This window comes from Halobellus sp. (genome assembly GCF_042218505.1).
Taxonomy (GTDB): Archaea; Halobacteriota; Halobacteria; order Halobacteriales; family Haloferacaceae; genus Haloquadratum.
In genome coordinates, this window is the sequence record NZ_JBDGQZ010000035.1 from 1 (window position 1) to 10,251 (window position 10,251).

12 protein-coding genes are annotated in these 10,251 nt (G+C 63.0%); 5 read left to right on the top strand and 7 right to left on the bottom strand.

All coding sequences use genetic code 11. The features are described 5' to 3' along the window. Positions 1–43 precede the first annotated feature (43 nt). The gene (gene xseA, locus ABEI27_RS10215; RefSeq protein ID WP_375799301.1) at positions 44–733 is read right to left on the bottom strand and encodes an exodeoxyribonuclease VII large subunit; all 690 of its coding nucleotides are present in this window, start codon (positions 731–733) and stop codon (positions 44–46) included. 243 nt (positions 734–976) lie between these two features. On the opposite strand from xseA, the gene ABEI27_RS10220 reads away from it, so the two are divergent. Continuing rightward, complete coding sequence (locus tag ABEI27_RS10220; protein ID WP_375799302.1) at positions 977–1,471, top strand: hypothetical protein; 495 nt, start codon at positions 977–979, stop codon at positions 1,469–1,471. A gap of 36 nt (positions 1,472–1,507) precedes the next feature. Here ABEI27_RS10220 and ABEI27_RS10225 read toward each other — a convergent pair whose 3' ends face one another. Both ABEI27_RS10225 and ABEI27_RS10230 read right to left on the bottom strand, forming a co-directional pair. Further along, positions 1,508–2,749 carry a tyrosine-type recombinase/integrase gene (locus ABEI27_RS10225; protein ID WP_375799303.1) on the bottom strand — a complete coding sequence of 414 codons (1,242 nt, stop codon included), beginning with the start codon at positions 2,747–2,749 and terminating at the stop codon, positions 1,508–1,510. After that, entirely contained in the window at positions 2,725–2,880 is a 156-nt protein-coding gene (locus ABEI27_RS10230; protein ID WP_375799304.1) for an ATP-binding cassette domain-containing protein, read from the bottom strand. Before ABEI27_RS10230 ends, ABEI27_RS10225 begins: the two co-directional genes overlap by 25 nt. A 560-nt stretch (positions 2,881–3,440) precedes the next feature. Between ABEI27_RS10230 and ABEI27_RS10235 the strand changes: the two genes are divergently transcribed. Beyond that, the gene (locus ABEI27_RS10235; protein ID WP_375799305.1) at positions 3,441–3,887 is read left to right on the top strand and encodes a universal stress protein; all 447 of its coding nucleotides are present in this window, start codon (positions 3,441–3,443) and stop codon (positions 3,885–3,887) included. 82 nt (positions 3,888–3,969) lie between these two features. After that, positions 3,970–4,983: a hypothetical protein gene (locus tag ABEI27_RS10240; RefSeq protein ID WP_375799306.1), complete on the top strand. Its 1,014-nt coding sequence runs from the start codon at positions 3,970–3,972 to the stop codon at positions 4,981–4,983. Positions 4,984–5,010: 27 nt separating this feature from the next. On the opposite strand, the gene ABEI27_RS10245 is transcribed toward ABEI27_RS10240, so the two are convergent. The 3 genes from ABEI27_RS10245 to ABEI27_RS10255 form a co-directional block, all read right to left on the bottom strand. Continuing rightward, positions 5,011–5,421 (bottom strand): response regulator, encoded by a 411-nt coding sequence (locus tag ABEI27_RS10245; RefSeq protein WP_375799307.1) that lies wholly within the window; start codon positions 5,419–5,421, stop codon positions 5,011–5,013. 59 nt (positions 5,422–5,480) lie between these two features. Further along, on the bottom strand, positions 5,481–6,086 hold the full coding sequence (locus ABEI27_RS10250) for a cyclodeaminase/cyclohydrolase family protein (protein ID WP_375799308.1): 606 nt from the start codon (positions 6,084–6,086) through the stop codon (positions 5,481–5,483). A gap of 61 nt (positions 6,087–6,147) precedes the next feature. After that, on the bottom strand, positions 6,148–7,338 hold the full coding sequence (locus tag ABEI27_RS10255) for a redox-regulated ATPase YchF (protein WP_375799309.1): 1,191 nt from the start codon (positions 7,336–7,338) through the stop codon (positions 6,148–6,150). A gap of 124 nt (positions 7,339–7,462) precedes the next feature. Between ABEI27_RS10255 and ABEI27_RS10260 the strand changes: the two genes are divergently transcribed. Further along, positions 7,463–7,822, top strand: a complete 360-nt coding sequence (locus ABEI27_RS10260; RefSeq protein ID WP_375799310.1) for a hypothetical protein — start codon at positions 7,463–7,465, stop codon at positions 7,820–7,822. Next, positions 7,819–8,337, top strand: coding sequence for a hypothetical protein (locus ABEI27_RS10265; protein ID WP_375799311.1), 519 nt, complete (start codon positions 7,819–7,821; stop codon positions 8,335–8,337). Before ABEI27_RS10260 ends, ABEI27_RS10265 begins: the two co-directional genes overlap by 4 nt. 29 nt (positions 8,338–8,366) lie before the next feature. On the opposite strand, the gene ABEI27_RS10270 is transcribed toward ABEI27_RS10265, so the two are convergent. Beyond that, positions 8,367–10,037 carry a hypothetical protein gene (locus ABEI27_RS10270; RefSeq protein ID WP_375799312.1) on the bottom strand — a complete coding sequence of 557 codons (1,671 nt, stop codon included), beginning with the start codon at positions 10,035–10,037 and terminating at the stop codon, positions 8,367–8,369. Between the last annotated feature and the right edge of the window lie 214 nt (positions 10,038–10,251).

A 10,251-nucleotide genomic window follows, 5' to 3' on the forward strand; every position in this document is an offset into this window, starting at 1 on the left:
CCTCCGCGTCAAGATCAACAGCTCAATAAACCGCGGAAAAAAATCAATCGAGGGAGGCCTGGAGGTTCGAATCGCTCCCACCGCCCCGACCGACGATGATGGCGTCGACGTCCTCCGAGCGATCGAGATGGTGGATGCCGTTCGCGATGGACCTCGGCGCGTTCGACCCCTGGACGGTTGCGTCCTTCACCAAGATGTCGACGGTAGGGTCCTGTCCGTGAATCGCGTTCTGGATGTCGTACCGGGCATCTCCTCGAAGGGACGTGACGACGCCGACCCGCTCCGGGAACGCCGGCGGACGTTGTTTCTGCTCGTCGTCGAACCAGCCACGCTCTTCGAGTTCGCTTCGCAGCCGCTCGACGGCGGCCGCTTGGTCGCCGTCGCCGACGACGATCACCTCCCACGGCTTGAGGTCGATTTTCCCGCCCTCAGTCCAGTAATCGATATCACCCTCGAGGATGACTTCGGTCCCGTCCTCGAGCTCGGCATCCATATTCCGGTAGCGGTTCGCCCAGATCATGCAGGGGAGCTCCGCGTCGCCGTCAGTGAGGGTGAAATAGAGCGCCGTACTGTTCTGATGGAGATCCGTGACCTCGCCGATACACCGGACGCCATCGAGGGCAGGCGCGTCCTCGACGACCGACGCAATCCGGTCGTTCAGCTGTGACACGCTGAGGACTTCGCCTGTCTCAGGCTCGACCGCCTGCCGTTCAGTATCCGGTGCGTCCGCCATACACGTCTACTAAATTCATCACAGAACACTCAAAAAGCTATCTTCACTCCCTTCCCCCTCGTTTAAGTTGAGTCCGAGTCAAGAATTTATAGACAGGAGTCAGGAGTTATGTCTGGAACGGTTGAATCAGGGTTAACTCGTCTGTACGCAAAACTCTGTAGAGGCGGCGTTACCGGAACCAGCCAATACTCTGTCAGTGGAATTTCACGAACCGTCTACTGGTTCAGAGAAGACAGCAAACGGATGGGAGACTACACCCCACTCGGGACACTCCTACTGAATGAACAAGCTAAGGAGGATTTCTCAGAGGACGTCATCGATTATCTATTCCTCCACGAAGTGGGTCACGACCAGATGGGATTCATCGGCAGGTCTCTCTTCTGGGCGATATACCTTACCTCAGGTTTGTCTTTCATCGGTGCTGTGATCGCGCTCCCACAAACCCTGATGATGGCGGTCGAATACGCTCCCTCACCCATTTGGCTTCCAATCTACATAGCCGTCGTACTCGGACTCACACTCGCCTTTGGACTCCCCTTCGTCGCAGTATCCTGGATTGACGAAACCCTCGCTGAACTATTCGCTATCTCCAAAATCGGAGTAGACAACTACAGATCAATCCGTGAGGAGACAAAGTCAGGGTCCGATGCGAGCCTGATACGCAAAGCCCGGATCCGCATCCAGTACCCACCGGACTCACTTATTCTCTGGATCGCCCGGAAGCGAGGGATTAGTTAGTCCGAAATTCAACCAGCCTGTAGGCTATTCGTGGGTTCAGGGGTCTATAGAATCTATCTCGTTGAGTGCTTCTGTAGCGACATCACCCAACTCACCAGCTTCGATGTGGGAGTACCGCTCACGAACCATCTCTTCAGAATTATCGAGATACCGGGCTGCAACCGTGTATCCGAACGCTCGGACGAGAACCTCGCCCATCCCGCGTCGGCCGCCGTGTGGCGCGAGATAATCGTGTTTCGGATGCTCGATATCGATCTCCGCGGCTTCCGTGAGTCGCTGGAGTATCGAGCGGGCGCCGTCCGTCGTGATCGACGGCGGGCGGATGTCCTCGTCCAGCGCCAGCAGGAGGTCGCGAGCGTACTCCCCACGTCGCTCGTCAATTGCCTCCGATGGCTCTCCCCGGTCGGCTAACTCCTCCTGTACGAGCTCTGCGAGCGTCCGCTGGTCGAGTGTCGGGAACACGGGCCACCGGTCCGTCGGCGGATCCATCAGTTTCTGGTAGCTCCGCAACGGGGAGATGACAGGATCGGGGAGAGAAGCAGCATCCCACTGCTGCTTTTTGCGATAGACGTCCATGCTTCCGTCCTCGAGGTCGATGTCCTCCCATCGCACGCCACGGCGACGCGGGTCGTCAGAATCACGCAGGAGTTCTCCCACGCGGACAGCCGTGTACGCGAGGACGACCACGAGCGCCCGGTCGCGGGCCGCCTTCAGCGCCGCGTACCGGGCTCGTTGCTTGTCGAGAGGGTCCACGTCATCGGGAAGGGTGGTGTATGCTTCGATGGCCTCACGCGCCTGTGCGTCGACGTGCCGGGTGAGCGCGTGGCGCTGCTCGGGCGTCCAGGCCTGCTGGTCACCAGGCTTCCGCCCGTCGTCGTCGGGGAGCGGCGCGGTCGCGCTCGCTCGCTGGGCGTAGTGTGCTTCGAGATACCCCTCGTTGACACACCAGCCACACCACGCCGAGATGTAGGCGTAGTAGGTCTGGACCGTGTTCTGCTTGAGTCCCCTGTCACCAGAAAGGTGCCGAGCGTACTCGCGGAACACACGCTCGTCGAGGTCAGCGAACGTCGGCTCGCGGTCGGCCTCCTCGGGAGTGATCCCGGTCCAATCGTCGTCGCCGCGCTCGCCAGCGGCCCACTCCACGAACCGCTCGAGCTCGCGGGCAGCGTTCCGACGGTAGTTCCCGCCCTCGCCGCCGCGACCCTTGCCCTTGTCCTGAAGATAGCGGTTGAAGGAACTCCGCAACGGCCGTGCTACAGAAGCGTACTTTTGCCGCATCCGCTAGGACCCACCACGCTAGCGAACTCGCCGCCATCAACCTCGAAAGAGAGGTCTTCGATCGCCTTGGTTCGCTCGGCACCCTCGCCGTACACTTTTTCCAGTTCGGATATCGTTACTCGTCCGTCCATCAACAGCACACCCCTCTCCGTGTCGGTCGAGGGCATCGGTTGCTCGCCCCGTATTCGTCGTCGCTGTCATTCGTGATCATATGAATCTCCCTGTGAGTCGCACCGTGTTCCCTGAGCCCTCACACCGGCGGTCGCAAAGCGAAGACGTCACCGGATCCACACCGCCAGGTTGCTGCCCGAGATCCGCGCGTATGGCCCGTTCAAATGGTCGAGACCGCTATTGCTACCACGTAACACGATGACGATACGGTCATCATTATACAAAAACCTTCGCTCCAGTGTATCGCCGACCGGGCGTCGAGAGTAGCGGTCGGACTCATCCTGAGTAGTCATTTAAATTACAAACAAAGATACTATTTTGAGTAATAATGTGAAAATTGCGTCAGGGTTATCCTTGACCGACAGTAACGTATTACAAGAATTATAAACTAAAGCATAGTTTCTCAACACGCAGGACTCTATGCGGATCACGGCGATTTCGATACGTCGTTGTTACGCGCGCGTTTCAATGCCGTCGTCTCAGCATCGTGATTTGTATTCCCGGTAAGCTATCTCCGAATATGTACAGCAATATCCTCTTGGCGACGGGCGGGGAAGCCGCGTCAGATCGGGCCACGGATCACGCGATCCAACTGGCCGCGTACCACGACGCGACGCTGCACGTCCTCTTCGTCGTAGACAGCGAAGTGTACGACGCCTACAACGGCGACGAATACATCGACGAGCGCGAAGGGCCCGAGCACGGCCTCGAGGAGGTCGGGAAAGAAGCCGTCGGAGCAGTCGCCGAACGAGCGCGTGACGCTGGTGTCGAGGTCCAGACCACGATTCGGCACGGGCGGCCGCCCGAGACGATCGTCGATGTAGCGCGGGAGGCCAGCGCCGACCTCGTCGTGATGGGCACGCGACGCCGGCCCGAGGAGTATCGAAGCCTTCTGGGTAGCGTCACGGACCGCGTCCTCCGTCTCGCGGAGATGCCCGCGACAGTGGTCAAAACACCGATCGAGTAGGCGAGAGAGCTCGCCGTGGGACGGAGCGGATCGAACGCGGACGTTTTTTACCTCGTCCCGGAGGATTTCGCATCGCCCTCCAGTGACACAGAATCAGCCCTCCAGACGCCGGTTCCTCGGTACGATTGGTCTCGGTGCCCTAGTCAGTTCTGCCGGGTGTCTCGGTGACGTCAGCGACGTGGTCCCGTCAGACGACGAGCAGCGCCCGCTCCAGTTGACGATCTCTGATGCCGGTGGTTCACTCCGCGAAAGTTACGTCACTGACCTCTCACAAACGCGCCCCGAGCGGGACGAGGCGGCCTTCGAGGCGATCCGGAACGGAACCGAGTACACCACACAGTATGGTACCCCCTTCGGCAGTTATCCGGAAGATCCGGTGTATACCCGCCACGACGGCACATACTACCGACTCGGCTCCGTCGTCATCGACGAAGTCGAGACCACGCATCCGGTGTTGCGACTCACGGAGGCGTCCGCGAACGAAGAGACAGCCAGCGGAGACGCAGCCGAGACAGTGTCTGCCGAGCAACTCCCGGAGGTCGACGCGGCGGCCGTTCGGGTGGCACAGATGACTGCACGCGCCCGTGGCAACGAAGGAGGCGCTCCGTGGGGACTCGTCCGGCGCGGCGGCTACGTCTACCGGAGCGACGACGTCGTCGAGGGGAGCGAGTTGGTCTCTGGCGACGCTCCGGCGTCCGTCACCTACCGCGAGCGTCGGTACGCCGTCGAGGTCACCCAGGAGACGTTTCACGAGTCGGTGTATCGGGCGACGGCCGAGCCGGTTGCGGAGGCACCCGACGGAATGGAGGCCGTCCTTCGCGCACAGTTCGTCGAATCCCGATTCGACCGCGAGGACCTCTCGACGGCCGCGATCGACATCGTCGAACAGTCCGCCGCGTCGGAGTACACGGAAGCACATCCGTACTCCGAGGGCTACCGGAAGGTGCTTCGCGCGATGCACGAACGCCCCTACCTCGACGGCAACGTCGCGAAAGACGCCGGTGTCGAGGAGGATGGTCCGACGATACTCCGATACAACGGAGAGTACTACGACTACCGACTCAGGTTCCTCACGCGGTCGTCCTCGGGCAACTGACGGCTCCTCACTGGTGGAACATCGCGCCTACGTGGTCGTAACGTCGGCGATGATCTCTGTGAGTCGGACCGGTTCGGTCGCACTGACGACGTCGCCGCTACGGAGCGTCTCTGCGAGGCCAACCCGCGGCTCGTCGACGCACTCTATCGCCTCGATCGCGCGTTCGACGTGCGTCAGGTCGTCTGTCTCTAGCGCCACCCCCAGTCGTCCGCGGACCGTCGAGATCGGACTCAGGAAGTCGATGCCGTTCATCTCCGGGAGGTCGCATTCGGAGACGACACAGTCCACTTCACCACGCTGTCGTTCCTGATGCGCCGCCACAGCGGTCGGGACCGGATAGATCTCGAACCGATCGCTGTGGTGCGAGAGCACCGTTCGGACCAGATCCGTAGACTCCGGGTCCCGGTCGACATACAGGATCTGGGTCCGAGAAGTCATACGCTTCACCTTCGGCGGCACCCTCTTGATGGGTACTCGTACCGGAGTGCCACACCCTACTAGATGTCCAAATCAACCGTGGTCGCGCGACGTTCGGCCGCTGCGAGTCGGTCCAGCAGGTCTGTCGTAGCCTCGGTGTCGTCACCGTCGAGATTCGATCTGACGGTCGCTGCCGACGCCTGCAGCGCCGCTCTGACGAGGACTGCACCCGTCCGGGCGTCTGTCGCGACCCCGTGGCGACCCCGTTCGATCGTGATCGCTGCGTCCTCGAGCACTTCGACGGCAGCCTCAACCACGGCGAGCGGAACCCTCGACGCCTGTCGTCGCATTTCGGCCGATAGGGTTTCGTCGCCCGCGAACAACTCCGAAACGAGAGCGGCGTCGCGGTCTGCGAGGGTGAGTAGCGTCTTCCGCTGCGTTTTCAGCCGGGACTGGACCGCTTCGAGGGAGCGATCGCCCGACTGTTCCGCCGCTCTGTGGGTTTTGTCGCCTGAATTCGTCGCATCGTCGCCACGCTGCCCTTCGAGCGTGTGGATGCAACACATCTCACACAGTGCGGTACCCATCCCGGCGGACGCGGCCGCAACCGTGACACCCGCCGGCGTGACCTGTTCTGAGGCTATCGTCGCTGTCAATTTCCCAAGCGATGTCTCAGTTGGCGGCATCGCCCAGGCCTTCGAGGAGGGGCGGATTGAATGTTTGGCGGGTGACGGCGCCGATCAGGACTCAGTTCGTCGTGACGATCTCGACGACGTCACGATGGCCGAGTCGGTGCTCCGAGCCGACCTGGCGCTTCGACCGGCAGTCGATCCCGTGCAACAGGCCGTCGCCGATGTCAGAGTGGAGGTGATACGCGAAGTCCTCCGTTGTCGACCCGTCGGGGAGGATGAAACAGTCCCGAAAGACCCCCTCCGTGTCGGCGCGACCGTTTGCGCTTCCGGGGAACACCGCAATCGCACCCATCACGTCGAAGAGCGCCAATTCGAGGACGTCCTGAATGCCCGTCCCCTCGTAGGATTCGACGTACTCGCGGATCTGTTCGAGGCCCGCAGCCTGTTCTTCTGAGGGGTCACCGACGACTTCGAACGAGGACGCGCCCGGGCGATACTCGATCACTCCGGCCTCGTCGGCCTTCTTCAACGCCTTCTCCGCGTGGGCGCTCGTGGGGACGAACGTGAGGTGGTCGTAGTCGGGGTCGGCCGTGATCGCCGCGTAGTTCTTCTGGGCTGCGCTCGTGTCCATCTTGTTCGCTGCGATCACGATGGGTTTGGTCCGCTCTCTGATCTCGCGGGCGACGCGCCCCTTCGTTTCCTCGCCCCACTCGTCGGGGTCGAGGTCGGCACCGGTGGCCAAGAGAATCTGCTTGATCTCGTCTTTGTTCGTCTTGAACGCGGACATCTGCTCTGCGAGGTCCTCCTCGACGTCGTTCTCCTCCCCGTGGTACCCCGAACGATATCGATCGAGCCCCTTCTCCAAGATGTCGAGATACCACATATCCAGCTCCTCCTCCAGGAAGTCGATGTCCTCGCGCGGGTCGTGGCCCTCCGTTTTTTCTCCCTCCAGATCCGTCTTTCCGGAGAAATCAACGACGTGGACGAGGACGTCCGCCTCGTTGAGATCGGTCAGGAACTGGTTGCCCAGTCCGTTGCCCTCGTGTGCGCCCGGGATCAACCCCGCGACGTCGACGAGTTTGACCGGGACGAAGCGTGTTCCCCCGTCGCAGAAGCCGACCGAGGGCGTGCAGTTTTCGTCGAACTCCGGGGCCGCACAGTCGACGCGGACGTACGCCTCCCCGACAGCGGGATCGATCGTCGTGAACGGGTACGCACCCTCCGATACGTCGTTCATCGTCGCCGCATTGAAAAACGAGGACTTGCCGACAGAGGGCTTACCCACGAGCCCGATTTTGTAACTCATTACCACCTCTCAGCGTCTCGCTGCGCAAAAACGATCTCATCCGCTGCCGCTCTGTGAAGTGGTTCCACGGCTCACGATGGGGTGCACCGCGGAGTATTTGCCCTCGCGGTTCCCACGCAAAAATATGACTGAGACGGACGCCGATCACGACGACGCCGGGGACGCGCCTGCGGAGCGCCCGGATCGGACCGGTGTGACGGGCTCCGGCGGCGATACGTTCGGCGTCGGCATCCACGTCACCGAAACGGAGTTTCAGTTCGTCGTCCACGTTCCCTCGGACGTCGACGCCGGCTGGACCGACCCGGAGGCGTTCCAGCAACTGCTCGAACAGACCGTCTGGGAGCGACTCGATCAGGAGGCCACGCTCCGGGCCGTCGCCCACCGGGCAGGGACCGGTGACACCGTCACACTCGGTCGGGTCACGCTCCGTCCAGACGGGACGGTGACGAATGTGGCGTTTCGCGACGTCGCCGTCGAATCGTGACCGACGCCCTCGACGACGTCGTCGATACGGCGCTGGAACGGGCGCTCGTCGACGGCACCGACGCCCGTCGGTACTTTGCGCTCGCTGGGGCACTCGAACGGGCCCGGACGACCGCCGGGGCGACGGGTGATCGTGACGACACCCCGCGTCGTGGGGGAGTGGACGGCCCGCACTCGGCGGAGTCGAACGTCCTGGGGCAGCGGGACGACTATCCGGAGTCAGTCAGCCTCGACCGGTTCGGAGCGGCGCTCGTGAGCACCGTCGCGGTCCGCGCGCTCGAAGCCACTCGGAACGACGGCATCGACGCCGACGCGTGGCTCCCGGGTGGCGATGCTCAGACGGATCTCGTCGCGACCGGTGCACGACTCGCCCTCCGCCGATGCGGGACGGATCCCGAGACGGTCGCAGCGCGCTCGGGACTCCCCCGGTATCGCCTCGGCGGTCGCTTCACTGTCGCAGGGGACCGTCGTTCACGCTCGGACTCGTCAAACCGGGGCCACGGTGAATCGGAATAAGAGAAAACGTCGGTCGAAGTGCGTGTTAGTCAGTTCTGTCCCGGGGCGTTCCCGGAGTTACCGGGCGATCCGCTGGAGCCGCCGGATCGACTGTCATCGTCGTCGCTGTCGGCTTCGTCGTCCGCATCGTCCGCAGATTCGTCCTCAGCGTCCGTCTCATCGTCTTCGTCTTCCGTTTCTGGGACGTCGTCGTCAGCCGGGCCGCCGCGTTCACTGGCGTTCGGCGGACCGTTGCCGTTACCGGCGTTCGCGCCGGGACCGTCGTCGTCGGTCTCGTTGCCATCGTCCTCACGGCCCGGGGCGTCGTCTGACTGGCCGGGAGCCGATCCCGACTGACCGGACGCCTCGTCGGTCTCGTTGCCATCGTCCTCACGGCCCGGGGCGTCGTCTGACTGGCCGGGAGCCGATCCCGACTGACCGGACGCTTCGGCAGTCTCGGTGCCGTCGTCGGCTTCGTCGTCGTTTTGGCCGGGCGCGTCGTCGGCGTTACCGGGGTTGTTCCCCGTGACGAAGTCCGAAATCGCCGCTCCCGGCGGGCCGTCGAAGCCTGCGGATTGCAGCGCGCTCACGAACGAGGAGACGGCCTGTCCGAACGGCCCTTGCTGGACGAATTCGACGCTCAGGTCAGCCGTCGTCTCGGCCGTCTCTTTCTCGGCCGTCGCGGTCGCGGTGACCGTGACGTTCTCTTGGGGGAGCGGGAGGACGACAGTACCGTCGGCGCTGGTCACGTACGTGCCGGTGCCGGCGTACTCTCCGTCGGCCTCGACTTCGACCGTCGCATTCTCGACGGCGCTCTCGCCGTCGGTGACGGTCACCTCGACGTCGTCGTCGGTCTGCGCGGCGCTCACGTCCAGAGCGGTGCCCGTGAGTTCGGCTGTCGTCTCGGCCGTCAGGGTCCCGTCGGTCGCGGTCACGGTCACGGTCTGATCGTCTTCCGGCTGTTCGAGGGTGACCGTACCGTTCGCGTCGGTGGTGTCGGTGCCGGCGATGTCCCCGTCGGCTTCTATCGAGACGTTTGCGCCTTCGACGACGTCACCGTACTGGGTGACAGTGATGATCGCCGAGCCGCCTTCGGTCTGGTTCACGGTGACGTCCAGGGACGCTGCGAGCGGGACGGCCGTGAGATCCGTGCTCGCCGTCGCGTCGTTGACCGAAGCGTCGATCGTCAGCGAGACGGTCTGGTTCGGTGCCGGGAGCGTGACGGTCCCGTCTGCGTCCGTCGCGTACGTGCCGTTCCCGCTGTACGCGTCCGCGGCGGAGATTGCCACGGTCGCATTCTCGATCGCCTCGTCGTACTGCGTCACGGTCACCGTCGCCGTTCCATCGTCATTCTGCGTTGCGGAGACCGAGAGCGCCGCCGAGCGCGGGACGAGGTCGACTTCCTTCGTCGCGGTCGTGTTGTCCGCGGTCGTGGTCACCGTCACCGACACTGTCTCGTTCGGTTCGGGGAGGACGAGCGTTCCGTCGGCGTCCGTCGTGTACGTGCCGTTCCCGGCGTACGCTGACTCGGCGGTGACTTCTACGGTGGCGTTCTCGACCGCGCTATCGTTGTATGTTACTGTCACGATAGCTTCGCCAGTGTTTGGACGCTGATCTACGTCGATTGCCAGCCCCGATGTCGCGCTTGCGGCCGCCGGGATGGCAGCCATCCCGACGAGCGCGACGACCAGGGCCATCGTGAGTGATCTGCTGCGGTTCATTACACTCCCCGCTTCCGGCCTCGGACTCATAAAGTGGGTATTCGCTCAGGCCGCCTTCCGCCTGATTTAGCCCGATTTAACCGGATTAACTGTCGTTTTGAGCGCTGATCGACGTATCTGCTGACTGTAATCGCTGTTCGAGCGGCGTGTGACGGTCGCGCCGCTCGCGCGTTCGAAATGAAGAGCGCCCGCGAGGTCGATCCTCGCGGGCGCT

What these genes read in the sequence shown, in the direction of transcription:
- xseA (WP_375799301.1), bottom strand. Translation starts at nt 733, where the DNA reads ATGGCGGACGCACCGGATACTGAACGGCAGGCGGTCGAGCCTGAGACA.
- ABEI27_RS10220 (WP_375799302.1), top strand. Translation starts at nt 977, where the DNA reads ATGGGAGACTACACCCCACTCGGGACACTCCTACTGAATGAACAAGCT.
- ABEI27_RS10225 (WP_375799303.1), bottom strand. Translation starts at nt 2,749, where the DNA reads ATGCGGCAAAAGTACGCTTCTGTAGCACGGCCGTTGCGGAGTTCCTTC.
- ABEI27_RS10230 (WP_375799304.1), bottom strand. Translation starts at nt 2,880, where the DNA reads ATGGACGGACGAGTAACGATATCCGAACTGGAAAAAGTGTACGGCGAG.
- ABEI27_RS10235 (WP_375799305.1), top strand. Translation starts at nt 3,441, where the DNA reads ATGTACAGCAATATCCTCTTGGCGACGGGCGGGGAAGCCGCGTCAGAT.
- ABEI27_RS10245 (WP_375799307.1), bottom strand. Translation starts at nt 5,421, where the DNA reads ATGACTTCTCGGACCCAGATCCTGTATGTCGACCGGGACCCGGAGTCT.
- ABEI27_RS10250 (WP_375799308.1), bottom strand. Translation starts at nt 6,086, where the DNA reads ATGCCGCCAACTGAGACATCGCTTGGGAAATTGACAGCGACGATAGCC.
- ABEI27_RS10255 (WP_375799309.1), bottom strand. Translation starts at nt 7,338, where the DNA reads ATGAGTTACAAAATCGGGCTCGTGGGTAAGCCCTCTGTCGGCAAGTCC.
- ABEI27_RS10260 (WP_375799310.1), top strand. Translation starts at nt 7,463, where the DNA reads ATGACTGAGACGGACGCCGATCACGACGACGCCGGGGACGCGCCTGCG.
- ABEI27_RS10270 (WP_375799312.1), bottom strand. Translation starts at nt 10,037, where the DNA reads ATGAACCGCAGCAGATCACTCACGATGGCCCTGGTCGTCGCGCTCGTC.